Below are 22,768 nucleotides of genomic sequence, written 5' to 3'. Positions count from 1 at the left end.
CCGCCTTCGAGGGGAAAAGGCGGAAGCGGGCCTTGGCGGCTAGCGCTTAAAGCGCCTTACCACCTGTAGCTTAGCGTACGGCGAACGTTCGTCTTCGTGCGCATGACACCGCCGAGGCCGAAGAAGCCGAGAAGCATCATCGCCCAGGTTGCCGGTTCCGGCACTGCTGCGGTCATGTTGCCCGGACGGATTTCGCCGGCAGCGACTGGAAGTACGGCCTTGTAACCTGCGGTCCCATCGACTTCGCCCGGTGTTCCATCACCGACTGCCGGTACGGTCAAACCGTGCAGCACGATTTCGCGCAGCTGCAGCGGTAGAAGATCTTCGGCAGTGAAGTCCGCATTGAAGATGCTGGAATCGGTCAGATCGAACGTCATTGAGTAATTCGCGTTACCCATCGCGTCGGCAGAAAAGCCAGTCAGTGGCAGAATGATCTGCCCGTAACGCGGAAGGCCCTCACCAAGTTCTATGAACCCGTCACCATCGGTATCGTCGTCCAAAGTTGGCGTGAACGAATTCATCGCCTGTCCGCCGTTATTGAAACGACCGTGAATATGCGCGACGTGCGGCTGACCGACTTCGAGACCGCTTGCATTGATCGTAACGGTCAGCGTTTCGTTATCGTCGCTGGTTTCGAGGAAGGCCGATCCGGTTACACCGCTATCGTTAAGAGTTTCGAAATCGACGACGAAGGTTGCGGCACTTGCCGGCGCGGCAGCGAAAATCGCCGCGGCAGTACCGAGTGCGGCGGCACTTCGTAGGGAAAGTGTTGGTAATATCATGAATTCAGTCCTCAAATTTAAGGGACAAGGCGGATGCATCGGCGCCTCGCCCGAAATGTTCCACCCGTTAACCTTACTGAGGGCGACGGGCATCGTTCCGTAAAGTGCGAAAAATAGTGGGTTTCGATGGTTAACCGCGCCTTGTGTGCGGTGAGACGATGGACCGAAGCTCACGTGGCCGGTCTGGACCTCGGCATGAGCCGGCGCTAAGCGCGCCGACCATGACTGCGAACAAGGAAGGCGATCCGACGACGCTGCAACGGCTTTACGGGCGGAGTGTCGGCAAACCGCTTCGCGGTTATCAGCAGGACCTGTACGAGAGCCTGCTTCCGCAGATCGCCGTGCCGGACGAAGGACCGGTTACCTCAGACTCCCTGTTCGGGCACCACCGCCCGCTGCATTTCGAGATCGGCTTCGGCGGCGGCGAACACCTCGCCTACCGCGCGGATATGCTGCCCGACCACGGCTTCATCGGTGCCGAGCCATATCTGAACGGCGTCGCTTCGCTGCTCGGTCACGTCGAGGAACAGCATCTGCCCAACATCCGCATCGAGCATGGCGATGCTCTGAAGGTGCTGGATCGCATTCCCGACGGCGCACTCAGCTTCGTCTATCTGCTGCATCCGGATCCCTGGCCCAAGGCGCGGCATGCGAAGCGGCGCATGATGAACGACGGGCCGGTTGCCATGATCGCGGACAAGCTGAAGCCCGGCGGCGAGTTCCGCTTCGGCACGGATCACCCCGTCTATCTGCGCCACGCGCTGATGGTCATGCGGCGGTTCACCGACCGGTTCGAATGGCTCGCGGAGGATCGCAGCAGCTTCGAGCAGCGGCCCGGCGGCTGGTGCGAGACGCGCTACGAGAAGAAGGCCCGCGAGCAAATGGGGCACGAAGTGTGGTACTTCCGCTACCGGCGGCGACCGGCAGACTAGCATTCCTTCCCGGCACGCAAACGCAAACTTGCTTGGCGGGCGGTTTGCGTTCTGCGACATCGCAAGCAGGCCAACAAATGCGAGTCTGCTGAGTGATGTCGTTCGTATCGGATTACTCGGCGCAGATCGGCCTCGTCCTGCTTCTGCTCACATTCGCAGCGTTCTTCTGGGAGCGACGCCCACCGGTAGTGATAGCCATCGCCGCCGGCGCGGCGATGCTGGTGCTCGGGTACCTCCCGCCCGGCGACATGCTCGGTACCTTCGCCAATTCCGCACCGATAACCATCGCTGCCATGTTCATCCTGTCGGGCGCGCTCCTCAGGACTGGGGCGCTGGAAGAAGTGTCCGGCTGGATCGTGCGCCGTACGCTCCGCACGCCGCGGCTCGCTACGGCGGAAATCGGGCTGGGCACGCTTGTCGCCTCGGCTTTCATGAACAACACGCCGGTCGTCATCGTGATGATCCCGATCGTGCGGCGGCTTGCGCGCGTTTTGCGCGTCGCGGCGACCCGGTTGTTGATCCCGCTGTCCTATCTGACGATCCTCGGCGGCACGCTGACGCTGATCGGCACGTCCACCAACCTGCTCGTCAACGGCGTCGCGCAGGAGCAGGGCCAGGAAGCCTTCGGCATCTTCGAGATCACCGGCGTCGGGTTGGTGAGCTTGCTTGCGGGTCTGGCGGTCCTTGCGTTGTTCGGTCCGTGGCTGCTGCCGAACCGGGGACCGCGCCTCGGCGACGAGGAGCGCGAGAGCGACATGTACCTCTCGCACCTTATCCTGACGGAGCGGAGCCGCTACGTCGGACAGCGTTTGTCGGAAACGAACATCGCGCGCAGGCCGGGCGTCAGGATACAAGCGATCCAGCGCGGACTGACGTTGCAGCGCAAGGGACTGGAAGACATCGTCCTGTCGGCCGGCGACCAGCTCGTCGTCGCGGCAAGCCCCGAGGAAATCGCATCGCTTGCAGAAGCAGCCGATTTCCGCACCGGCCTGACCGGCGTTGGCGGCGGGATCACGACCGCTGCGCCCGACCGGCCTGACGATCTTCACATCATTGAAGCGGTGGTGTCGGCTTCGCATCCGGTGGTCGGCCAAAGGCTGAGGGAAATCCCGCTGCTGTCCCGGCTGAGAGTGCGCGTGCTCGGCCTCGCGCGGCCGCGGCACCTTGCTGGTCCGACGCTGGCCGAGGCGCGCGTGAGAGCAGGCGACAGGCTGCTGATCGCGGCGGGCAGCGACGCGGCGCAGGCGCTTCAGGGCAATATGCAGCTGACCGATGTCGGCACTACGGCGATCCGCAGCTTTCGTCGCAGCAAGGCGCCCATCGCCATCGCCACTCTGCTCGGTGTGGTAGTCGGCGCGGCCCTGTTCGAGCTCCCCATCGAGGCGCTCGCGGTCGGCGGGGTGGCCATTGTCCTGCTGCTGCGCTGTATCGAGCCGAGCGATGCCTGGGCAAGCCTCGACGGCAATACGCTTGTCCTCATCTTCGGCATGCTCGCTTTCGGCAAGGGTCTGGACAATGCGGGTACGATCGAGTTGGTCGTGGCCTGGCTCGAACCTCTGATGTCGGCGACCTCTCCCCTCGTCCTCATCCTGATCGTTTACGCCGTCACCAGTATTTTGACCGAAGTCATCACCAACAACGCTATTGCCGTCATCATGACGCCGATCGCCATCGGCCTTGCCGAGGCGGCGGGCATCGACGCGCGCCCGCTCATCGTCGCGGTAATGTTCGGGGCAAGCGCGAGCTTCGCGACGCCCATCGGCTACCAGACCAACACGCTCGTTTATGGCGCGGCGAATTACCGCTTTACCGACTTCGTGAAGATCGGCCTGCCGATGAACATCGGAGTCGGCCTCGCAACCTCGGTCGCGATCTGGGCCTTCTACACCTAGCCGACCGTCCCTGCTGCCGCGAGCACCGAAAGCGTCAGCACGTCTGGCGCGATGGCAGTCATCGGCGCGATCTGTACCGGCTTCTCCATTCCGATCAGCATTGGCCCGATCGTCGCGTTGTCGCCAAGTTCGCGCAGCAGCTTCGCCGACAGGTTCGCCGATTGCAGGCCCGGCATGACGAGCACGTTAGCCGGTCCCGACAGGCGGCTGAACGGATACAGCGCCATAACCTTCGGGTTGAGCGCGGCATCAGGCGCCATCTCGCCCTCGTACTCGAAGCCCGGCTCCTCCGCATCCAGCATCGCCACGGCGTCGCGAATGTTCTCGAGCCATTTGCCGGAGGGGTTGCCGAAGGTGGAATAGGACAGGAACGCGACCCGCGGTTCGTGTCCCATGCGGCGCGCCACGGCGGCCGTTTCCTTTGCGATCTGCGCGAGATCGGCCGCGCTCGGCCGCTCGTTGATCGTCGTATCGGCAAGGAACACGGTGTAGTTCTTCCCGATGGTCATGTGGATGCCGAAGGGAATGCAGCCCGGCTTGGGGTCGAGCACGAGGTTCACTTCCTTCGCCGTCTGCGCGAAAGGCCGCGTGAGGCCGGTGATCATCGCATCGCCATGCCCCAGTGCCAGCAGCAGCGAAGCGAACACGTTGCGCTCCTGATTGACCATCCGCCGTACGTCCCGCTCGGTATAGCCGCGGCGCTGCAGACGCTTGTAGAGATAGTCGTTCATCGCCTCGATATGGCTGGAATCGGCACTGTTCTCGATCTCGAAGCTGTCGGGATCGGACACGGCCAGCTCGACCAGCTTCTCGCGCACCTTCTCGGTCCGCCCGACAAGTACCGGCGTACCGTAGCCGAAGTCGCGGAACTGGATCGCGGCGCGCAGCACCACGTCCTCTTCCGCTTCGGCGAAAACGACCCGCTTCGGGTTCTTCTTCGCTTCCTCGTACACCTGCGTGAGAACGGCGGTGGTCGGATTGAGCCGCGCTTTGAGCGAGAGGCGGTATTCCTCGAAATCCTCGATCGGCACCTGCGCGACGCCGGAATCCATCGCCGCCTTGGCGACTGCAGAGGACACACGCTCGATCAGGCGCGGATCGAAGGGCGCGGGAATGATGTAGTCGCGCCCGAACTGATGGTTCACGCCGTAGGCGGCAGCGACCTCTTCCGGCACCCGCTCGCGCGCCAGTTCGGCGATGGCGTTCGCCGCGGCGATCTTCATTTCCTCGTTGATCGCGGTCGCCTGTACGTCGAGCGCGCCGCGGAAGATGAACGGAAAGCCGAGTACGTTGTTGACCTGGTTGGGAAAGTCACTGCGGCCCGTGGCGATGATCGCGTCGGGGCGCACGGCCTGCGCGACATCGGGCATGATCTCGGGCGTCGGGTTGGCCATGGCGAAGATGATCGGCTGGTCGGCCATTTTCTTCACCCATTCCGGCTTCAGCGCCCCCGCCGCAGACAGGCCGAGGAAGATGTCCGCACACACCAGTGCTTCTTCGAGGCTACGCGCGTCGGTATCGACCGCATGCGCGCTCTTGAACTGGTCCATCGATTCCTCGCGGCCCCGGTAGATCGGGCCGGAGCGGTCGCACATGACGACATTATCGTGCGGAACGCCCATCGCCTTGATCAGCGCGGTGCAGGCAATCGCCGAAGCGCCCGCGCCGTTCACGACCATTTTCACGTCCTTGAAATTGCGTCCGGTCAGGTGAACCGCGTTGATCAGGCCGGCCGCCGCGATGATCGCGGTTCCGTGCTGGTCGTCGTGCATCACCGGGATCTTCATCCGCTCGCGCAGGGTCTGCTCGATTATGAAGCATTCCGGCGCCTTGATATCCTCGAGGTTGATCCCGCCGAAGCTCGGCTCCATCAGCGCGACCGCGTTGATGAATGCCTCCGGGTCTTCGGTATCAAGTTCGATGTCGATGGAATCGACGTCCGCGAACCGTTTGAACAGCACCGCCTTGCCCTCCATCACGGGTTTGGAAGCGAGCGCGCCCAGATTGCCGAGGCCGAGGATCGCGGTGCCGTTGGAGATAACCGCGACGAGGTTCGATCGCGCGGTATAGCGCCCGGCAAGCAGTGGATCCCTCGCAATGGCCTCGACCGGAGCGGCCACGCCCGGCGAATAGGCGAGCGACAGGTCGCGCTGCGTCGCGACGGGTTTGGACGGAACGATCTCGATCTTACCCGGGCGGATGGTTTCGTGGTAGAACAGTGCCTCGCGGGTGGTGAAATCGTCAGTCTTCTCGTCGGACACCGGCAATCCTTCTGTCGTTGTTGCTGCTAATCGCCCCGGCCCTACAGCAGGCTTCGCCAAGCGGGTAGGGAAAAGCGAAATTGCGTGCGCCGTAACGTCAAGCGGACCTGGATGCCAGCGCAGGGGACAGCGAGCGCACATCTCTTCACGAATCGTGCCCACTGTCGCTAACCCCTGACGTAATGGCGGCATCCAGCAAATCCGGTCCCACTCCGATGATGGAGCAATATCTCGTGCTGAAAGCGCAGGCGGCCGGCTGCCTGCTGTTCTACCGGATGGGTGACTTCTTCGAGTTGTTCTTCGACGATGCACGCACCGCGGCGAGCGTTCTCGACATCGCGCTCACCAGCCGGGGCGAGCACGATGGTAAGCCCGTTCCGATGTGCGGCGTGCCGGTACATTCGGCGGAGGGCTATCTCGCTCGCCTTATCAAGGCCGGACAGCGCGTCGCGATCGCCGAACAGGTCGAAACGCCGGAAGAAGCGAAGCAGCGCGGCGGCTCCAAGGCGCTGGTAAAACGCGACATCGTGCGCTTCGTGACGGCAGGGACACTGACCGAAGAGGCGCTGCTCAACCCGGGCACTTCCAACCGCCTCGTCGCGCTTGCTGAGGTGCGCGGCACCATTGGCATAGCTGCGTGCGACATATCGACCGGCGAGATGGTGCTGGAGGAAACGGCGTCCGAAACCCTCGACGCGGTGCTGGCGCGGCTCGATGCGAGCGAGGTAGTCGTGCCCGAGGGATGGGAGGCCTCCGGACTGCCGGAAGCAGAGTGCCGGCCGGCACGCGACTTCTCAAGTGACGCTGGCGAAGAGCGCCTGAAAACGCTGCACGGTCTTGCCACGCTCGACGGTCTGGGCGATTTCTCCCGCGCGATGCTTGCCGCGGCGGGCGGCCTCATCGCCTATCTCGACCACGCCGGGCGCGGCACTTTGCCGCTGCTGCTGCCCCCGAAAGTGCGTCTCGGCGGAAGCGAACTTGCGATGGACGGCGCGACGCGCGCGAGCCTCGAAATTACTGCCGCGCAGGACGGTTCGCGAGCCGGAAGCCTGCTCGCCTGTATCGACCGCTGCTCGACCGGGGCGGGCGCACGACTCCTCGCCGAAGACCTGTCCGCGCCTCTGGCTGAACGCGAAGCCATTACGGCGAGGCTGTCGCTGGTGAAACACTTCCACCGCGATCCGCTGCTGCGCACCGATATCCGCACGCTGCTGCGCGGCCTGCCGGACTTGGGCCGCGCACTTGGCCGGATCGTCGCGGGCCGGGGGAGTCCGCGCGATCTCGGGCAAATCCGCGACGGATTGGCGCAGGCCAGCCGGATCGACGAACTGCTCACCGGTAGCAAGGACCGCCCCGCCCTGCTCGGTGATCTGCTCGCAAAACTGCGCGGGCATGAGGCGCTGATCGACCTGCTGACGCGCGCGCTAGTCGCCACGCCGCCGACCGAGCGCGGCAGCGGCAACTACATCGCCGATGCTTTCGATGAAGAGCTCGACGAACTACGCAGCGCCGCAGGCAATGCACGCAAGGCGATCGCCGCGATGGAAGCGCGCTACCGCGAGGAAACCGGGGTCACGGCACTCAAGATCAAGCACAATAACGTGCTCGGCTATTTCATCGAAGTCCCCGCTAAGCACAGCGACACGTTAATGTCCGCGGACAGCGGCTTCACCCACCGGCAGACGATGGCGGGCGCGGTGCGCTTCAATTCCTTAACCCTGCACGAAGAAGCGGGCCGGATCACCGAGGCCGGCGCGCGGGCGCTGTCGCTGGAAGAACGGCACTTTGCCGCGCTGACCGATGCGGTTTCGGATGCCCGCGAAGCCGTGGCCGCCGCTGCCGCTGCACTTGCCCGGATCGACGTCGCTGCGGGCCTCGCGGAGCGCGCGGTCGAAGGCGACTGGTGTCAGCCGGAGATCGACAGCGAGCCGGTACTTGAAATCGAGGACGGCCGGCACCCGGTGGTGGAAGCCGCGCTGGCCAAGGCGAACGAGCGGTTCGTCGCCAACGATTGCAACCTGTCGGAAAGTGACCGCCTATGGCTGATCGGCGGGCCGAACATGGGCGGCAAGTCCACCTTCCTGCGGCAGAACGCGCTGATCGTGTTGCTCGCGCAGGCCGGCAGCTTTGTTCCCGCCAAGGCGGCCCGCATCGGGATCGCGGACCGCCTGTTCAGCCGGGTCGGCGCGGCGGACAATCTGGCGCGCGGGCGCTCCACCTTCATGGTCGAGATGGTCGAAACGGCCGCGATCCTGAGCCAGGCGACACGGCGCAGCTTCGTCATCCTAGACGAGGTGGGCCGCGGCACTTCGACCTACGACGGAATGGCGCTTGCTTGGGCAGTGGTCGAGGCGGTGCATGAAACGCTGCGGTGCCGCTGCCTTTTCGCGACGCATTATCACGAACTCTCGCGCCTTGCCGAGACCTGCGATTCGCTCAGCTTGCACCATGTGCGTGCGCGCGAGTGGAAAGGCGAGCTAGTCCTGTTGCACGAACTGGCGCGCGGCGCGGCGGACAAGAGCTACGGCCTTGCGGTAGCGCGACTCGCGGGCGTGCCCTCTCCCGTCGTCGCGCGCGCGAAGGCGGTCCTGGCGAAGCTGGAGAAGGGCCGTGCGGAAACCGGCGGACTGGCGGCGGGACTAGGCGAATTGCCGCTGTTCGCCGCTGCCAGCGCGCAGGCGGAGGTAAGCGAGCCGCGCGATACGCTGGCGGACCGGTTAGCCGAACTCGACATCGACGCATTGTCGCCGCGCGAGGCGCTCGACCTTCTCTACGCGCTCAAAAAAGAAGCTGCGCAAACCAATAGTTAACCCGTCCGTGACAGAATTGACGGCCATGGAAGAAGGCCTGTCACCCTCGATCACGAAAAAGCTGCTTCTGGTCACGCTCGTATTGATCGGTGTGGTCCTGCTGGTCGGAGAGGAAGACGATCCGGGCCTGCTCACCGAAACGGCGCAGACCGCGCAGGCGGACGAAGCTACCGCCGGCCAACTCGATCCCCGGTTCGCGGCGGACCGCAGCCAAATCGACGAAGAGGCCGAGGATGAGCACTACATCGTCGAGGAATACGACGATGCGGAAACCGATCTGGAGATGGGTGAGCCTACCTTGGCCGATCCCGAAAGCGAGCCGGCGTCGGAAGACGAATTCCTGATCGACGACACGCAGGGCTTCGACCCTGCTCCCATGGCGGACACGGAACCTTCGTTCTGATAAGCGCTCTTGCCTACCGCCCGGAGCGTTTTATGCTTTGCCCCGTATGGCAGACGATCAGGACCAAGACGAAAAGCCCGACAGCAACGACCTGGCGCAGGAACGGACGGGGCTGGCCGAAGACCGCAACATCATGGCGATGGAGCGGACGTTCGCGGGCTGGATCAGGACGGCTTTCGCCGCAATCGGCATCGGCCTTGCGTTCAAGGCCGTGTTCGGCACCTTCGACCCGCCGTGGCTGGCACGGGCGATCGCGACCATGTTCATCGCAGCAGGAGGGGCGCTGGCCTATCTGGCGCAGCGGCGCGCCTGCGATACGATGGGGCGGCTGCGCGCACACCAGATGCACCGCGCCTCCAGTTTCAACTTCCGTGTCCTTGGATTTGCGGTGATCGTCGGGTCCTGCGCGCTGATCGCCGGCCTATGGATCTTGAATGACGACTTGATCGCCGCGGCTGGCTAGGTCCCGTCGCCGCGCAAACCGTCCTGCTTCTTCGCCGGACCCTTGCCGTATTTGTCGACGTTGTCATCGTGGTTCGGCTCGCCGTTATAGGCGTCCATGTCGATCCGGCCCGAGCTTTCCATGTCGCGCATGTGGTCGATGGTATCCTGCGTCGAATCGCCCATCAGGCCCGACTTCCCATCGCCCTTGGTGCTTTCCGTCGGACTGGCCGTCTTCGGTGTCAGAGCCTGCGCTTCCTCGGAGACTTCCTGCGCCTGACTGCGGTGATCGTCTTGCTCATCGTTGTGCGTTTCTGGCGCAAGATCCGCCTGACGCTGTTCCTGGCTTTCGGGCTTGCCGCTCGGCTTGTTCGTATCGGTCATGGTGTGAATTACTCCTTTGACCGAACAACGAGCGGCGAGCGACGCGCGTTCCCGCCCGCGCCTTTCGTCAGCGAGTTGGGACCGGTTCCTCGCCCGAGTAATCGTAGAAGCCGCGCCCGGTCTTCCGGCCGAGCCAGCCGGCCTCGACATATTTCACCAGCAAGGGCGCAGGCCGGTACTTGCTGTCGCCGGTGGTGTGGAACAGCACTTTCACGATTTCGAGACAGGTATCGAGGCCGACGAAATCCGCCAGTTCCAGCGGACCCATCGGATGGTTGAGCCCGATCCGGCAGCCTTTATCGATGTCCGCAATGCTGGCCGTCCCCTGCCCCAGCACGAAAACCGCCTCGTTGAGCATCGGCACGAGGATGCGGTTGACGACGAAGCCGGGCTCGTCCTCCACCTCGATCACTTCCTTGCCGAGGCTTTCGCCGAAAGCACGTGTCCGGCGCGTCGTTTCCTCGCTGGTGGCCAGCCCCGAAATAACCTCGATCAGGCCCATCAGCGGAACCGGGTTGAAGAAATGCAGGCCGATGAAGCGCGCCGGGTCGGGCGCATGGTTGCCCATACGTGTGATCGGAATGGAACTGGTATTGCTGGCGAGGATGGCGTCGCTGGCCAGCACCTTGCCAGCTTGTTCGAAGATCTTCTGCTTCACCTCTTCGCGCTCGGTCGCCGCTTCGATGATGAACTCCGCCTCCGCCATCGGCGCGTATTCGGCGACCGGCATGATCCGGCCGAAGAGAGCTTCGGCGTCGGAAGCTTCCATCTTGCCCTTGGCAACAAGTTTGCCGGTCTGCTTCTCGATCCCCGCACGTGCCTTTTCGGCTACGGCCAGATCGACGTCGGCCAGCAGAACCTTCATGCCGTGCTGCGCCACCACCTGCGCAATGCCCGATCCCATCTGGCCCGCGCCGATCACTCCGATTGTCTGCATGGTTATGTCTCTTCGTCTGTAGCTGCATTTGCGCGCCTGTTAGCCAGCGCCGCGCCGTCTGGCCAGATCAGCGGTTCGCGCCCGGCACCCATTTGACGTCGCCCTTGTCCCCGTTCGCAGCGCGCGCCGCGACGAACAGGTAATCGGACAGCCGGTTGATGTAGGACAACGCCGCGGGATTGAGCGGTTCTTCGCTAGCGCATTCGGTCATCGCGCGCTCCGCCCTGCGGGTTGATGCGCGCGCGAGGTGCAGGCGGCTCGATGCCTCGGTGCCGCCCGGAAGGACGAAGCTCGTCAGCGGCTCCAGCCCTTCGTTAAGCGCGTCGATCGCGCGTTCCAGCCAATCGGTCTGAGATTGCACAACGCGCAAGACCATCTCGGACGGCGCATAATCTCCATCCGGTGCAGGTGTCGCAATATCGGCGCCGAGATCGAACAGGTCGTTCTGAACGCGGAAAAGCGCATCGGCGAGATCGCCGTCATCGAGAACGCTCGCGGCGAAACCGACCGCGCTGTTGGCTTCGTCCACCGCGCCGATCGCTTCCATGCGCGGCGCGTGTTTCGCCGTCCGCGAACCGTCAACCAGCCCGGTCGTACCGTCGTCGCCCGTGCGGGTGTAAATCTTGTTGAGCTTGACCATCTCGGCAGTAGCGGGGGAAACGGCGCGTTACTGAGCGATGGCGAGAATGACCGCAACCACGACGATCGCAAGTGCCTGATACTTGATACGCGCGAACATCGCGCTGTTCTGCTTCAGCTGCATTTCCGTCGCTCGGCCCTCATCCGCATCGTTCTCCAGGTCCATCTTCGTACTTTGCAGGAACGCGACGATCCCACGAACCAGCGAAACGACCACCATGATGCAGAGGATGACGAGGACGGCGATGAGGAAATAGGTCATGGCATATATCTAGGGACGACCGAGCGAAATGCCAGCGGGTAATGCGCCCCGGCGAAGGCTTTCCGCAAGCGCGCCGCCATCCTCTCCCGCTTCGCGCCGGTCCGTCAGCGAGGGCGAGCCGCGACGCTTCGCGAGCTTGCTGCCGCTCTCATCGAGCAGCAACTCGTGGTGGTGCCATGTCGGGACCGGCAGATCGAGCAGCGCCTGGAGCAGGCGGTGAATATGCGTCGCGTGAAACAGGTCCGCGCCCCGCGCGACCAGGGTGATCCCGTCCGCCGCATCGTCCAGCGTCGCGGCAAGGTGGTAGCTCGCCGGCAGATCCTTGCGCACGAGAACCACGTCGCCCAGCCTTTCCGGCTCCGCTTGCTGCTCGCCTGCGATCTCGTCGGTCCAGGTGAGCGGCCCGGTGCGCGCCGTCGCCGCTTCCACATCCAGTCGCCACGCCGCTTCGCGCTCCGGGTCGGGCCTACGGTGCTTGCAGGTGCCGGGGTAGACAGGACCGTCCGGCCCCATGCGGGTCGCGGCTTCGGCGATCTCCGTGCGGGTGCAGGTGCACGGGTAGAGCAGCCCAGCCTCGCGCAGCTGATTTGCCGCAACGATGTAGCTATCGAGCCGCTGCGACTGCGGAGGGACCTCTTCATAGGCAAGCCCGAGCCAGCCAAGGTCCTCGCGGAATGCCTGCGCCAGTTCGGCGCGCGAGCGCGGTCCGTCGATATCCTCGATCCTGAGGAGGAAACGCCCGCCCCGCTCCACCGCCAGATCGTGCGCCACGATCGCCGCGTAGGCATGGCCCAGATGCAGCTGGCCGTTCGGGCTCGGGGCGAAGCGCGTCACGGTCTGGTGCGGTGCATCGGGCATTCAGGAGGCTCTAGCGATAATCCGAGCGGCTCGCATCCGTTTGTGGATGAGAGGGAGCGCGCCGCTGTCACGGTCTTGACGCTTTCGTGCGCAAATGCTCCTTTGCCTGTCAATCAGAAGGGGAACATTAACCGTGTTCAAGGCCGAACTGATCGAGAGGGTCGCTCACTTTCGCAGCGCGATGGGCGATCCCGCACGCGATCCGGCGAGTTGCCCGGCGCTGGTGCTCAACGCCGACTACACGCCGCTCTCGTACTATCCGCTGAGCCTGTGGCCGTGGCAGACCGCGATCAAGGCCGTGTTCCTCGACCGGGTGGATATCGTCGAAAGCTACGACCGGCAGGTGCACTCGCCCTCGTTCGACATGAAAATTCCGAGCGTGATTGCCTTGAAACAGTATGTGAAACCGTCGGAATTTCCGGCCTTCACTCGCTTCAACCTGTTCCTGCGCGACCGCTTCACTTGCCAGTATTGCGGCGATCAGGGGCATCTGACCTTCGACCACGTCATCCCGCGCCGGCTTGGCGGAAAAACGACGTGGGAGAACATCGCGACCGCTTGCGGCCCGTGCAACATGAAGAAGGGCGGACGCACGCCCGATCAGGCGAAGATGCGGCTTTCATTGAAGCCGATCCGCCCGACGAGTTGGCAGCTCCAGCAGCAAGGCAAACGCTTTCCGCCGAACTACCTGCACGAAACCTGGCGCGACTGGCTCTACTGGGATGTCGAACTGGAGGAATGAGGCGTTCTACGTCACCGCCGCCCGCTCGTTGAACTCCGCGCGTTCGTATTCGCGGCTTTCCAGTATCTCCGCCAAGTGCCGCGCAGTTTCGGCCATGTCTTCGAACCGGAGGTAGGCAGGCGCAAAGCCTAGCCGCAGGATTTCCGGCTCGCGGTAGTCTCCGATGACGCCGCGCGCGATCAGTGCCTGGCTGATGGCGTAAGCTTCGGGGTGGCGGAAGGATAGCTGGCTACCGCGTTCGCTCGGGTCATCCGGGCTGACCAGGTCGAGCTCCACACCGCGTGCCGACAGGCATTCGCGCAGGAACTCCGACAGCGCCTGCGATTTTGCATAAAGCCGCTCGATCCCCATCTCCGCGACCAGATCGACGCCGACTTCCAATGCCGATAGGCCGAGGATCGGGGGTGTTCCCGCAAGCATCCGTTCGACCCCGGCGGCGGGCGTGTAATCGTCTTCGAATGCGAAGGGCTGCTTGTGCCCTAGCCATCCGGTCAGGGGCTGCTCGGCATCAATGTGGTGCTTCTCGGCAGCGTAAAGGAACGCCGGTGCGCCCGGTCCGCCGTTCAGATATTTGTAGCCGCAGCCAACCGCGAAATCCGCATCGCATTCGTTCAGGTGCACCGGCATCGCGCCGCAGCTGTGCGAAAGGTCCCATAGTGCCAGCGCGCCCGCCTCATGCGCCGCTGCAGTGAGCCGCGCCATGTCGTGCTTGCGCCCCGTCCGGTAATGCGTGTGGGTCAGGAGCAGCAACGCGACGTCTTCGCCGAGCGCCGCCTCGATTTCGTCCGGTGCGGCAAGGCGCTGCTCCGCGAGCCCCTGCTGCTGAAGCCCTTGAATCATGTAAAGATCGGTCGGGAAATTGCCGGGTTCGGATAGGATCACCTTGCGCCCGCTTTGCATCTTGAGCGCCGCAGCGATCAGCTTGAAGAGATTGACCGAAGTGCTGTCGCAAGCGAGCACTTCATGCGCCTGCGCGCCGATCAAGGGTGCGATCTTGGCACCAACCCGGCTCGGCAAATCGATCCAGTTCGCATCGTTCCAACTGCGGATGAGCCCATGGCCCCACTCTTCGTCCACCACCTCTTTCAGCCGGTCGCGGGTCGCCAGAGGCAGCGCGCCGAGCGAATTTCCGTCGAGGTAGATCACCCCTTTGGGCAGATGGAAGCGCTCGCGGTAATCGTGCAGCGGATCGGCCTCATCGCGGCGGCGGGCTTCTTCGATCGTGGTCATGTCAGTTCCCGCAGGATCGCGCGGCATAACCCCGCGTCCCCGCCCGCAATCTTCAGCGGCAGGGCAATGAGTTCGTAGCGCCCGGCGGGAACGTCATCGAGAACCAGCCCTTCGAGGATCCGCATATCCTCCGCGAGAATGGCCTTGTGCGCATCCATCGTTTTCGAGTTCTGCGGATCCACCGACGGCGCGTCGGTTCCGATCAGCTTCACCCCCTGCACCGCCATCCAGCGAATCGCATCGGCTTCGATTGCCTTGAAGTCTTCCCGCCACTCACCGTGCGGGAAGCTCTCAAAGGTGCGAAACAGGACACGGTCGGCGCTTTCGAGATCGGGCAGGTCGCCGACGTCGATATCGCCGGTTACATTTCGCGCGTCGATGACCAGGCATTCGCCGATGTAGGGATCGAATTCGAGCGAAGCCGCATCCGCTCCGTCTGCCGCATAATGCAGCGGAGCATCGGCGTGCGTGCCCGAATGCGTACTCATCGTCATTCGCCCGACATTGACCGGCGAGCCGTCTTCCATCCGCCAGGTGCGCTCGAACGAGAAGTTCGTATCGCCGGGCCATACCGGAAGGCCGGGCCGGAGCGTTTGCGAAATGTCCCAGATCCGCCGCTGCGACTTCCAGCTCGTCATATCGCCGTCCTTACGCTCAGAAGTTCGGGGAAGAACGCCTGCTTCAGAACGCCCGCGAGATAGGGCACGCCGGGCGTCCCGCCGGTGCCTTTCTTGAAGCCGATAATCCGCTCGACCGTTTTCAGATGGCCGAAGCGCCAACGCTGAAAATGATATTCGAGATCGACCAGCTTTTCGGCGAGTTCGTATAGATCCCAAAGCCTGTTCGGATGGCGGTACACGTCGGCCCAAGCGGCTTCCACAGCGTCCGATTGCTGCCACTCCCCGTGCGTGTCGCGCTCCAGCACTTCGGCAGGAATGGCGAGGCCGCGCCGGGCGAGCAACCGCACCGATTCGTCGTAGATGCTCGGCCGATCGAGCTCCTCGCGAAGCTTTTCCGCCACTTCCGGCGTAGCCTCGTGCATCGTCACGTGGTCGGGATTTCGCCCCCCGAGCATAAATTCCATCAGCCGGTACTGCGCGGACTGGAAGCCGGAGGAGGTACCCAGATGGGGCCGCAGCCGCGAGTAATCGTGCGGCGTCATGGTCGAGAGGACGTCCCAGCTTGCGATGAGCTGTCCCTGCGCCCGAGCGACCCGCGCCAGCATCTTGAACGCGGGCCTCAGATCGTCGGCAGCGATCAATTCGCGCGCAGCGGTGAGCTCGTGCAGGCACAGCTTCAGCCATAGTTCGCTCGCTTGGTGGACGATGATGAAGAGCATCTCGTCATGGGTGTCGCCGCGCGGATGCTGCGCCGACAATATGCGGTCGAGATCGAGGTAGGCGGTGTAAGTGATGTCCTGCGTCATGGCGGGCGCTATAACGCGAAACGGCGCATCGTCTAAATTAACCCTCGATAATGCGCGTTTCGGGATGATGCTTGTCGAGGTGCTTCTTGATGATGCGCAGGTTCTTCGTATTCGACTTGTAGACGACGTCAAAGGCATCGCCGACCAGTGGCACCGCGCCAATAGCCGTGTCGAACGCGATATGTCCGCCCATGCGCCACAGTTTCCACTTCGGCAGCCCAAGATTGCGCGCTTCCCAGACGATATAGGCGCCGAGGCCTGCGCTGATGAAATCGCCCACGACGGGTACGAGGCCGATGATCGAATCGAGACCGATCGGGTATTTCGTTCCGGGCAGGTGGAAGCTTCGCTCAAGCAGGTGCTCGAGCGCCTCTATTCGCTTGCGGATAGATACCGGATCGCTGCCCATCGGCAATTCGAAGCCCATCGGCCTCGGTCCGGCCTGCGTTTTCTCGTCAGGCCTGCGGTTTTCGATCGGTTCGTTCGGCATGGCTCCCTCCGCGTTAGGCGCGTCAAATGGGCGCGCCGGACAAGGGAAATAACGGGTGGGCGGCCCATTGGTTCTCCTGAAAACCGGCAATATTTCCGCGAACCAGCGACCAGCGGATGGGGGTTCCGAGCGAAATGAACCCGTTCTGCTCCGTCAGCAACGCCTCTGCCTCGTCGAGCAGAAGGCGAACCACTTGTGGGTCCGTCGCCCTTATCGACTGGTTGACCAGAATGTCTGCCTCTTCCGAGCAAATCGCCTGCGTGTAGGCGCAGTTGAACTGATTGAGATACCAGCGCTCGGAATCGTAGCGTGCAACGCGGTCGCGCAGTTCCAGGTCCGCATTCTCTCCAGCCGCGACGCGCACGGAAGTCACTCCGATTTCGGCCCAGTCGCGTGCAATTTCACGGAACAGCAGATCACTGCCGGGCCCGTCGGGCAGTGCGATCCTCACGCTCGCCTCCTCGCCCGTGCTGCTTTCCCATGCCGCGACGCGGGCAGAGGCGATTACGATCCGCTCCTCCAGCGGCAAGGAATACCAGGCCGGGTCTTGATCGGCTGCTGGCGCCGTATCGGCGAATGTCGGAACCGCGCTCAAACGCGGACTCCAGCCGGCAATGTTGAACGGCGCAAGCAATGTCTCCCGGTCGATCGCCATGTTTAGCGACTCCCGGTTTTCTGCTGCCGCGAGAAAGCCGGAGGCTTCCATTACGTCGAGGCCGAACAGCCCGACCGCCGCGTCGAGACGCACGTTGCCGCGCGACAGCGGGCCGGCATTGACCAACGGAAGCGTGGGAAGAGTCCCTCCCAGCACTACTTCCAGCTCACCGCTTGTGAACGCCTGGACTGCTGCCTCCGGAGTTAGGAAATGTGCTTCGACCGGGCGCACCAGTTCTTCCCAATCCGGCTGCCGGGCGAATCCACGTTCGGTCGGCGGAATCGGATAAAGCGTCAGCTGGTCCGTGCCGGTATCGGCCGAAACCTCTCGCCCCACTCCGGTCTGCCGCGTAAGCCTTGCCATCGGACCGAGGCTGATGCCGCCCATCCGGATGCCCAACTCTGGCTGTGCGAGAAGCCGCAGGAATTGCGGCATCGGGCGAGTGAGCCGGATCTCGACGACACGCCCGGTCATCGCCCTGATGTCGTCGATGATGGCGAGGTCCGCGCCGAGCGAGGTGCCCGCGAGTTCGCGCCGCAGGGCTTCCAATTGGCGGCGTACCTGCTCTCCGGTCAGCGGCTCACCATCGGGCCAATTGCGTTCGCGCAATCTGAAGATGTAACTCGTGCCGTCGTCGGTAACGATCCAGCGTTCCGCGAGCGCCGGCACGATTTGACCGGCAGTGTCCATGGTGACGAGCCCTTGCGTGGTAGCGGCGCGAATATGCGCGTCCGCCTCCGAAAGGCGCAGCGAGCTATCCTCAAAGTCCGGCGATGCGCCGAGAACCGCAATATCGACAGCCCCCTCGTCGGCGGCGGGCGTGCAGGCGCCAAGCATCGCGGCGAGCAACAGCGAAATAGGACGGGCGCTGAATCGCATCATGCAGCGCCTGTAGCACCGAAACCGGAAAGGGGCAGTCAAACCGTTGCTGGCCGCCCGAAATCACCGCCGTTTAGCGGCTATCGCTAGACCGTGCGCACCTTGCTGCGGTCGACAGACTTGTAATACGAGCCCTGCGAATAGCGCGGGGCGGGTACATCCAGCGATTGTGGCGCTTTCGATCGCATCGAATTGCGCACAGCGTCCATATCGATTTCTTCCTCAAAGGCGATTCCGAACCGGGCGCCTTCGATCCAGGCAACCGAGCCTGTCGCTTCCCCGGCATCGCGGAAATCGATCGTCAAACGCGAACCGCGTGCAATCGGAAGATCACCTTCGCCCATCATACCACGCGGCGAAAGGTTACGGACTTTCACCCTGTATTTCCGTGAGTTACTTTCGAGGGTGATGTCGGCCAGCATGAACAAGCTGTCCCGCGCAACGTTCCTCGTATCGACCCCTGCCATTGTTCTAGTCTCCGATGCAAAAATCAGGGCCGCACCTGCTTTGCATAAACCATGTGATACCGATTGGTAACCAAACAAGAAGCTGGTTATGTGGAGAATACTAACAAAAAGTAATAGCAACGGGATGCGAACTTAGGCTTGTCCGAAAACGGGACAAACCAGCCGCTGCATCAATCGTCGCGCGAGATCTTTTCCCGCCGCTCGTGCGCCTGCTGGGCCTCGACCGTCATCGTCGCAACCGGACGCGCGATCAGGCGTCCGATACCAATAGGATCGCCGGTCACTTCGCAGTAGCCGTACTCGTCCCGGTCGATCCGCCGGAGCGCTGCATCGATCTTTGAAATGAGCTTGCGCTGCCGGTCGCGGGTGCGCAGTTCGATGCCCCAGTCCGTTTCACTCGACGCGCGGTCATTCAGGTCGGCCTCGCGGATCGGTCCGTCCTGAAGGGATTGGAGCGTCTGCGAAGCGGCAGCGTAGATCGATCTCTTCCACTCGAGCAGCAGAACGCGGAAATATTCCTTTTGCTGCTCGCCCATATAATCGTCGTCGTCCTGCGGCGTATAATCAGCAGGAAGCTTCCGTTTCGCAGCGTCGAGATCTTCGATTTCGTTAGCTGACCCCTGGGTCATGGCACCCCTTAGCAAATGCAAGTTCGTTGCGCGTATCCGACCTCATCGAGCTCACGTTTTCGCAATCCCCGACATGCGATGGCGCGGCGTATAGGCACAGGCGAAGACAGGCACAAGGCGCGAATTCATTGCTTCAGATTGCGATGCGATAGAGGACAGAAAATCACACTTGATCGGCGCTTCGGCCCTGAAAGAACGGGGATTAACCATTTATTGACTATAGGCACGCAACTTGCCCCTTGCCGGACGACATGGCGGCATTCGCTAGAAAAGGGGCAGCGAAATGGGACTGAGGGAAATCGAAGGGGGCGCCGTTCTTGGCCTGAACCATGGCAGCTTGACCGCCATTACGGACGGCATCGCTCGCTTCAGGAACGGCGATGAGGACGCGCTTTACAATCTTGGCGTGGCGTTTTCGACCGGAAGCGGCGGCGCAGCGTGTGACATGATCGAAGCGCACAAATGGCTCAACATTGCTGCGGCAAAGGGTCACGAAGACGCAGCACAATGCCGGGCGGACATTGCCGAGGAAATGACTGCGCGCGAGATCGCAGAAGCACAGCGGCAGGCCCGCGAATGGCTTAGTCAGGACAGGCGGCAGGCGGCATGAGCTAGCCTTTCCGAAACGGCGTACGCTGCGACAGGATAAGCTGGTCGCCCGCAACGCCGTCATGCTCGCGCTCGAGATAGTCGGCGATAGCGCGGCGAAAGCCCGGATCGGCGATCCAGTGCGCGGATATCGTCTGCACCGGCTCATAACCGCGGGCGAGTTTGTGACCGCCCTGCGCACCTGCCTCGACCCGCTTCAACCGGAGTTCGATCGCGGCATCGATTGCCTGGTAGTAGCAAAGTTCGAAATGCAGGAACCGCACGTCGCGCGTGCAGCCCCAGTAACGTCCGTATAAGGCTTCGCGTCCGATGAAGTTGAGCGCCCCGGCAATCGGCTCGTCCCCGTCGAAGGCGAGCACCATCAGCAGCTTCTCACCCATCCGCTCGGCGAACAGGTCGAAGGCCTCGCGCGTCAGGTACGGCGTGCCCCATTTGCGCGCGCCGGTATCCTGATAGAATATCCAGAACGCATCCCGGTGCTCGGGCTTTATTTCGTCGCCGCGCAGACGCGCGATGCGGACGTGCTCCCGCGCCGCGCTACGTTCCTTGCGTAGGGCCTTCCGTTTACGTGACGCGAGTGCATCGAGAAATCCCGCGAAATCGTCATAGCCCTCGTTCGTCCAGTGGAACTGGATGTCACGTCGCAGGAGCCAGCCGTTGTCCGCGAACCAGTCCGCCTGATCTGGCTCGATAAACGTCGCGTGGGCGGAAGAAAAATCGTTCTGCCGGCACAGCTCTTCGGCGGCGGAAAGAAGGGGCGCCGCCAGTTCGCTTTGCCGTGTGAGTATTCGCGGTCCGGTGGCGGGCGTGAACGGCGCACAAATTTGCAGCTTCGGATAATAGTCGCCGCCCGCCCGCTCGAAAGCATCGGCCCAGGCATGATCGAAGACATATTCGCCCTGACTATGACCCTTGAGATAGGTTGGCAATGCGGCGAGGAGTTCGCCGCCATCCTCGATCACCAGCGGGGCGGCTTGCCAGCCGGTGCCCGGTCCGACGCTTCCCGAATCCTCGAGCGCCGAAAGGAAAGCGTGGCTGGTGAACGGGTTCCCGGCGGGATCGAGAGCATCCCACGCGGCGGCATCGAAAGAGGAAACGCTTTCCGCGACCCTCGCTGTTAACCCGGTTTCGTTCATCGGTTACGAGGTGGGTTATCACTCCTTCAATGCAATGACCGCGTCCACTTCGACTACTGCATGAAGCGGCAGCGCTGGCACGCCGACTGCGGCGCGCGCATGGCGTCCGGCATCGCCGAATATCTCGAACATCACGTCGGAGGCACCGTTCGCCACTTTCGGCTGGTCAGCGAAATCGTTCGTACAGTTGACGAATGCGCCGAGTTTCACGATCCGCTCGACATTGTCGAGCGCGATGTCGGCCGCTTTGAGCTGCGCGAGGATCATCAACGCACACGCCCGCGCCGCTTCCATGCCGCGCTCGGTCGAAATGTCATCGCCCAGCCGGCCGGTAACGAGATTGCCGCCGATGAAGGGTAGCTGCCCCGAAACGTAGGCGAGGCCATTGCTCACCACCACGGGTACGTAACTCGCCACGGGAGCCGCGGCTTTCGGCAGCGTGATACCGAGTTCGCTCAGTCGTTGTTCGATCATCGTCCGTCCTTGCCTTGTAGTGCGCCCTGTCGTTCCAGCTGTGCCCTGATCCACGGTAGCGCTTCATCCCAAGTATCGATCCGCGCATCCGCGTCGCCGGCCACGTGAGCGCAGTCGATATGCGGCGCGAGCATAGGCTCACCGCAGAGATGCAGGGTCGTGATGCCGACAACCGTTTCCTTTGCTGACCGGTGATGCTGTGCAAGATCGTCGATAAAAATTGTATGGCTCGGCTGATACTCTTCGACGATCGCGGCGAGCGCTGGCCCTTTCGGTCCCTGGTTCGTGAAGACGCGGACGTTCAGCCCATGCTCGGCGAGTTGCTGCGCGCGCATTTCGCGCCGCTTGTCGACGAGGTTCGTCAGGATCACGACGTCCGCTATCTCGGCAAGCGAATTGAGCGCATCGATTGCGCCGGGAATGGCCATCTGCCGCGGCATCTCCGTGTCGAAGAAGCGACCGAGCAGCCGCCAGATCTCTTCTTCGCCCACTGGCTCGCCGCTTTCCTGCCAGCGCATTGCGTCGGCAAAATTGTTGCCTTCGAGCGTAAAATCAACGCCTTGGCTTTCCGCAAGCCAGTCCTTGAAATGCGACACCATGTGCAGCAGCACCTCGTCGCAGTCCGACACGATCAGGGGGCGTGACGCGGCGCTCATTTCAACAGCTCCGCATGGGCCATTACAAGATCGGAAGGTTCGACGCCCAGCGCTACCGATGCCGCGATAAGATCGGGTTCGTGCGCGGTCAGAAACTCCAGGATAGCGACCTGCACCGCCCGGTCTTCGATTGCATCCCGAAGCCGGTCCGGGGTCAGGCCGGTCAGCGAAAGCAAACGCTCGGCACGCTGCTCGTCCTGTAGTATCCACCCTAAAGCCGACAGCGACAGGACTTCGGGTTCGGGAACTTCGCCTTCAGGCACGGATTGCGTTGGAGAATGAATTGTGCTCGTCCTTACAGCAGCTTAAATTTTCGGTAGATCGGGAAATGTCCACAATGGAAAAACGCATCCTGGTCGTGGAAGATAACGATCTGAACCGAAAATTGTTCTGCGACGTTTTGAAAGCGAACGGTTTCGTCGTCGAACCCGCCGCCGATGGAAAGCGCGTGCTGGAAACGGCGCATAATTTCAAGCCTCATCTGGTCATCATGGATATCCAGCTTCCCCATGTCAGCGGACTGGAACTGATCGAGGCGCTGAAGAACGATGTCGGTCTCGCTGCGACGCCGGTGCTGGCGGTTACGGCCTACGCGGGAACCGGAGACGAGCAGCGCATCCGCGATGCCGGGGCGGAAGGGTACCTCGCGAAACCCGTTTCGATCGGCCCGTTCCTGACTGCCGTGCGCACGTTCGTCGCCTGACAGCAGCGCGCCGGCGGCGCGCTTCACTTGACAAATGCTACGCGAAACCGCTTTCCCCCACGTATAAGCCC

At 62.9% G+C, this 22,768-nt stretch carries 26 protein-coding genes; 8 read left to right on the top strand and 18 right to left on the bottom strand.

Going from position 1 to position 22,768, the window contains the following annotated elements; all coding sequences use genetic code 11:
- Positions 1–56 precede the first annotated feature (56 nt).
- Positions 57–782, bottom strand: coding sequence for a PEPxxWA-CTERM sorting domain-containing protein (locus HUV48_RS14340; protein ID WP_176267000.1), 726 nt, complete (start codon positions 780–782; stop codon positions 57–59).
- Positions 783–1,003: 221 nt separating this feature from the next.
- On the opposite strand from HUV48_RS14340, the gene trmB reads away from it, so the two are divergent.
- The gene (gene trmB / locus HUV48_RS06630) at positions 1,004–1,714 is read left to right on the top strand and encodes a tRNA (guanine(46)-N(7))-methyltransferase TrmB (RefSeq protein WP_176266999.1); all 711 of its coding nucleotides are present in this window, start codon (positions 1,004–1,006) and stop codon (positions 1,712–1,714) included.
- Between the two features lie 95 nt (positions 1,715–1,809).
- A complete protein-coding gene (locus HUV48_RS06625; protein ID WP_176266998.1) occupies positions 1,810–3,606 on the top strand; it encodes an SLC13 family permease in 1,797 nt (598 codons plus the stop codon).
- Here HUV48_RS06625 and HUV48_RS06620 read toward each other — a convergent pair.
- On the bottom strand, positions 3,603–5,867 hold the full coding sequence (locus HUV48_RS06620) for an NADP-dependent malic enzyme (RefSeq protein WP_318656060.1): 2,265 nt from the start codon (positions 5,865–5,867) through the stop codon (positions 3,603–3,605). The two genes, HUV48_RS06625 and HUV48_RS06620, sit on opposite strands and share 4 nt — an antisense overlap.
- 182 nt (positions 5,868–6,049) lie before the next feature.
- Between HUV48_RS06620 and mutS the strand changes: the two genes are divergently transcribed.
- The 3 genes from mutS to HUV48_RS06605 are packed head-to-tail and all read left to right on the top strand — an operon-like array spanning position 6,050 to position 9,543.
- Complete coding sequence (mutS, locus tag HUV48_RS06615; RefSeq protein ID WP_404799921.1) at positions 6,050–8,677, top strand: DNA mismatch repair protein MutS; 2,628 nt, start codon at positions 6,050–6,052, stop codon at positions 8,675–8,677.
- 7 nt (positions 8,678–8,684) lie between these two features.
- Positions 8,685–9,080, top strand: coding sequence for a hypothetical protein (locus HUV48_RS06610; RefSeq protein WP_176266997.1), 396 nt, complete (start codon positions 8,685–8,687; stop codon positions 9,078–9,080).
- 46 nt (positions 9,081–9,126) lie between these two features.
- The gene (locus tag HUV48_RS06605; protein ID WP_176266996.1) at positions 9,127–9,543 is read left to right on the top strand and encodes a YidH family protein; all 417 of its coding nucleotides are present in this window, start codon (positions 9,127–9,129) and stop codon (positions 9,541–9,543) included.
- Here the strand turns inward: HUV48_RS06605 and HUV48_RS06600 are convergent.
- The 5 genes from HUV48_RS06600 to gluQRS all read right to left on the bottom strand — a co-directional run bounded on the left by HUV48_RS06600 (position 9,540) and on the right by gluQRS (position 12,601).
- On the bottom strand, positions 9,540–9,905 hold the full coding sequence (locus HUV48_RS06600) for a hypothetical protein (RefSeq protein WP_176266995.1): 366 nt from the start codon (positions 9,903–9,905) through the stop codon (positions 9,540–9,542). The two genes, HUV48_RS06605 and HUV48_RS06600, sit on opposite strands and share 4 nt — an antisense overlap.
- A 67-nt stretch (positions 9,906–9,972) precedes the next feature.
- The gene (locus tag HUV48_RS06595) at positions 9,973–10,842 is read right to left on the bottom strand and encodes a 3-hydroxyacyl-CoA dehydrogenase NAD-binding domain-containing protein (RefSeq protein WP_217906714.1); all 870 of its coding nucleotides are present in this window, start codon (positions 10,840–10,842) and stop codon (positions 9,973–9,975) included.
- A 67-nt stretch (positions 10,843–10,909) separates the two neighbouring features.
- Positions 10,910–11,482, bottom strand: coding sequence for a cob(I)yrinic acid a,c-diamide adenosyltransferase (locus HUV48_RS06590; RefSeq protein WP_176266994.1), 573 nt, complete (start codon positions 11,480–11,482; stop codon positions 10,910–10,912).
- Between the two features lie 27 nt (positions 11,483–11,509).
- Positions 11,510–11,743 (bottom strand): HIG1 domain-containing protein, encoded by a 234-nt coding sequence (locus HUV48_RS06585; protein ID WP_176266993.1) that lies wholly within the window; start codon positions 11,741–11,743, stop codon positions 11,510–11,512.
- Positions 11,744–11,752: 9 nt separating this feature from the next.
- Positions 11,753–12,601: a tRNA glutamyl-Q(34) synthetase GluQRS gene (gluQRS, locus tag HUV48_RS06580; protein WP_176266992.1), complete on the bottom strand. Its 849-nt coding sequence runs from the start codon at positions 12,599–12,601 to the stop codon at positions 11,753–11,755.
- Positions 12,602–12,734: 133 nt separating this feature from the next.
- Between gluQRS and HUV48_RS06575 the strand changes: the two genes are divergently transcribed.
- Complete coding sequence (locus HUV48_RS06575; protein WP_176266991.1) at positions 12,735–13,343, top strand: HNH endonuclease; 609 nt, start codon at positions 12,735–12,737, stop codon at positions 13,341–13,343.
- A gap of 6 nt (positions 13,344–13,349) precedes the next feature.
- On the opposite strand, the gene kynU is transcribed toward HUV48_RS06575, so the two are convergent.
- The 7 genes from kynU to dksA all read right to left on the bottom strand — a co-directional run bounded on the left by kynU (position 13,350) and on the right by dksA (position 19,119).
- Complete coding sequence (gene kynU / locus HUV48_RS06570; protein WP_176266990.1) at positions 13,350–14,573, bottom strand: kynureninase; 1,224 nt, start codon at positions 14,571–14,573, stop codon at positions 13,350–13,352.
- Positions 14,570–15,211 carry an arylformamidase gene (kynB, locus tag HUV48_RS06565; protein WP_176266989.1) on the bottom strand — a complete coding sequence of 214 codons (642 nt, stop codon included), beginning with the start codon at positions 15,209–15,211 and terminating at the stop codon, positions 14,570–14,572. Before kynB ends, kynU begins: the two co-directional genes overlap by 4 nt.
- Positions 15,208–15,999 carry a tryptophan 2,3-dioxygenase gene (locus HUV48_RS06560; RefSeq protein WP_176266988.1) on the bottom strand — a complete coding sequence of 264 codons (792 nt, stop codon included), beginning with the start codon at positions 15,997–15,999 and terminating at the stop codon, positions 15,208–15,210. The genes kynB and HUV48_RS06560 overlap by 4 nt, the downstream gene beginning before the upstream one ends.
- Before the next feature lie 37 nt (positions 16,000–16,036).
- Complete coding sequence (locus HUV48_RS06555; protein WP_404799920.1) at positions 16,037–16,489, bottom strand: DUF4112 domain-containing protein; 453 nt, start codon at positions 16,487–16,489, stop codon at positions 16,037–16,039.
- 22 nt (positions 16,490–16,511) lie between these two features.
- Positions 16,512–18,026, bottom strand: coding sequence for an ABC transporter substrate-binding protein (locus tag HUV48_RS06550; RefSeq protein WP_225871562.1), 1,515 nt, complete (start codon positions 18,024–18,026; stop codon positions 16,512–16,514).
- A gap of 83 nt (positions 18,027–18,109) precedes the next feature.
- Positions 18,110–18,490 carry a PilZ domain-containing protein gene (locus HUV48_RS06545; RefSeq protein WP_176266987.1) on the bottom strand — a complete coding sequence of 127 codons (381 nt, stop codon included), beginning with the start codon at positions 18,488–18,490 and terminating at the stop codon, positions 18,110–18,112.
- Between the two features lie 170 nt (positions 18,491–18,660).
- Positions 18,661–19,119: an RNA polymerase-binding protein DksA gene (gene dksA, locus HUV48_RS06540; RefSeq protein ID WP_176266986.1), complete on the bottom strand. Its 459-nt coding sequence runs from the start codon at positions 19,117–19,119 to the stop codon at positions 18,661–18,663.
- Positions 19,120–19,402: 283 nt separating this feature from the next.
- Here dksA and HUV48_RS06535 point away from each other — a divergent pair, with 283 nt between their 5' ends.
- A complete protein-coding gene (locus HUV48_RS06535) occupies positions 19,403–19,729 on the top strand; it encodes an SEL1-like repeat protein (protein ID WP_225871561.1) in 327 nt (108 codons plus the stop codon).
- Position 19,730: 1 nt separating this feature from the next.
- Here the strand turns inward: HUV48_RS06535 and HUV48_RS06530 are convergent, their stop codons facing one another.
- From HUV48_RS06530 to HUV48_RS06515, 4 genes are read right to left on the bottom strand one after another with little or no spacing between them, the layout of a single operon-like run.
- Positions 19,731–20,864, bottom strand: a complete 1,134-nt coding sequence (locus HUV48_RS06530; protein ID WP_176266985.1) for a GNAT family N-acetyltransferase — start codon at positions 20,862–20,864, stop codon at positions 19,731–19,733.
- Between the two features lie 18 nt (positions 20,865–20,882).
- On the bottom strand, positions 20,883–21,338 hold the full coding sequence (locus HUV48_RS06525) for a RidA family protein (RefSeq protein ID WP_176266984.1): 456 nt from the start codon (positions 21,336–21,338) through the stop codon (positions 20,883–20,885).
- Positions 21,335–21,994: an HAD family hydrolase gene (locus HUV48_RS06520; RefSeq protein WP_176266983.1), complete on the bottom strand. Its 660-nt coding sequence runs from the start codon at positions 21,992–21,994 to the stop codon at positions 21,335–21,337. The genes HUV48_RS06525 and HUV48_RS06520 overlap by 4 nt, the downstream gene beginning before the upstream one ends.
- Positions 21,991–22,257 (bottom strand): DUF3572 domain-containing protein, encoded by a 267-nt coding sequence (locus HUV48_RS06515; RefSeq protein ID WP_318656059.1) that lies wholly within the window; start codon positions 22,255–22,257, stop codon positions 21,991–21,993. Before HUV48_RS06515 ends, HUV48_RS06520 begins: the two co-directional genes overlap by 4 nt.
- 74 nt (positions 22,258–22,331) lie before the next feature.
- Between HUV48_RS06515 and HUV48_RS06510 the strand changes: the two genes are divergently transcribed.
- The gene (locus HUV48_RS06510) at positions 22,332–22,697 is read left to right on the top strand and encodes a response regulator (RefSeq protein ID WP_176266982.1); all 366 of its coding nucleotides are present in this window, start codon (positions 22,332–22,334) and stop codon (positions 22,695–22,697) included.
- Positions 22,698–22,768: the final 71 nt, after the last annotated feature.

The organism is Qipengyuania atrilutea (genome assembly GCF_013370205.1).
In the GTDB taxonomy this organism is placed as follows: Bacteria; Pseudomonadota; Alphaproteobacteria; order Sphingomonadales; family Sphingomonadaceae; genus Actirhodobacter; species Actirhodobacter atriluteus.
The sequence above is the reverse complement of the archived record's forward strand: the minus strand, read 5'-3'. Positions and strand labels throughout refer to the sequence as shown.

Excerpts from the sequence above, each read along its gene's own strand:
- HUV48_RS14340 (WP_176267000.1), bottom strand. The coding sequence starts at position 782 with ATGATATTACCAACACTTTCCCTACGAAGTGCCGCCGCACTCGGTACT.
- trmB (WP_176266999.1), top strand. The coding sequence starts at position 1,004 with ATGACTGCGAACAAGGAAGGCGATCCGACGACGCTGCAACGGCTTTAC.
- HUV48_RS06625 (WP_176266998.1), top strand. The coding sequence starts at position 1,810 with ATGTCGTTCGTATCGGATTACTCGGCGCAGATCGGCCTCGTCCTGCTT.
- mutS (WP_404799921.1), top strand. The coding sequence starts at position 6,050 with ATGGCGGCATCCAGCAAATCCGGTCCCACTCCGATGATGGAGCAATAT.
- HUV48_RS06605 (WP_176266996.1), top strand. The coding sequence starts at position 9,127 with ATGGCAGACGATCAGGACCAAGACGAAAAGCCCGACAGCAACGACCTG.
- HUV48_RS06600 (WP_176266995.1), bottom strand. The coding sequence starts at position 9,905 with ATGACCGATACGAACAAGCCGAGCGGCAAGCCCGAAAGCCAGGAACAG.
- HUV48_RS06595 (WP_217906714.1), bottom strand. The coding sequence starts at position 10,842 with ATGCAGACAATCGGAGTGATCGGCGCGGGCCAGATGGGATCGGGCATT.
- HUV48_RS06590 (WP_176266994.1), bottom strand. The coding sequence starts at position 11,482 with ATGGTCAAGCTCAACAAGATTTACACCCGCACGGGCGACGACGGTACG.
- HUV48_RS06585 (WP_176266993.1), bottom strand. The coding sequence starts at position 11,743 with ATGACCTATTTCCTCATCGCCGTCCTCGTCATCCTCTGCATCATGGTG.
- gluQRS (WP_176266992.1), bottom strand. The coding sequence starts at position 12,601 with ATGCCCGATGCACCGCACCAGACCGTGACGCGCTTCGCCCCGAGCCCG.
- kynU (WP_176266990.1), bottom strand. The coding sequence starts at position 14,573 with ATGACCACGATCGAAGAAGCCCGCCGCCGCGATGAGGCCGATCCGCTG.
- kynB (WP_176266989.1), bottom strand. The coding sequence starts at position 15,211 with ATGACGAGCTGGAAGTCGCAGCGGCGGATCTGGGACATTTCGCAAACG.
- HUV48_RS06560 (WP_176266988.1), bottom strand. The coding sequence starts at position 15,999 with ATGACGCAGGACATCACTTACACCGCCTACCTCGATCTCGACCGCATA.
- HUV48_RS06555 (WP_404799920.1), bottom strand. The coding sequence starts at position 16,489 with ATGCCGAACGAACCGATCGAAAACCGCAGGCCTGACGAGAAAACGCAG.
- HUV48_RS06550 (WP_225871562.1), bottom strand. The coding sequence starts at position 18,026 with ATGATGCGATTCAGCGCCCGTCCTATTTCGCTGTTGCTCGCCGCGATG.
- HUV48_RS06545 (WP_176266987.1), bottom strand. The coding sequence starts at position 18,490 with ATGGCAGGGGTCGATACGAGGAACGTTGCGCGGGACAGCTTGTTCATG.
- dksA (WP_176266986.1), bottom strand. The coding sequence starts at position 19,119 with ATGACCCAGGGGTCAGCTAACGAAATCGAAGATCTCGACGCTGCGAAA.
- HUV48_RS06535 (WP_225871561.1), top strand. The coding sequence starts at position 19,403 with ATGGGACTGAGGGAAATCGAAGGGGGCGCCGTTCTTGGCCTGAACCAT.
- HUV48_RS06530 (WP_176266985.1), bottom strand. The coding sequence starts at position 20,864 with ATGAACGAAACCGGGTTAACAGCGAGGGTCGCGGAAAGCGTTTCCTCT.
- HUV48_RS06525 (WP_176266984.1), bottom strand. The coding sequence starts at position 21,338 with ATGATCGAACAACGACTGAGCGAACTCGGTATCACGCTGCCGAAAGCC.
- HUV48_RS06520 (WP_176266983.1), bottom strand. The coding sequence starts at position 21,994 with ATGAGCGCCGCGTCACGCCCCCTGATCGTGTCGGACTGCGACGAGGTG.
- HUV48_RS06510 (WP_176266982.1), top strand. The coding sequence starts at position 22,332 with ATGGAAAAACGCATCCTGGTCGTGGAAGATAACGATCTGAACCGAAAA.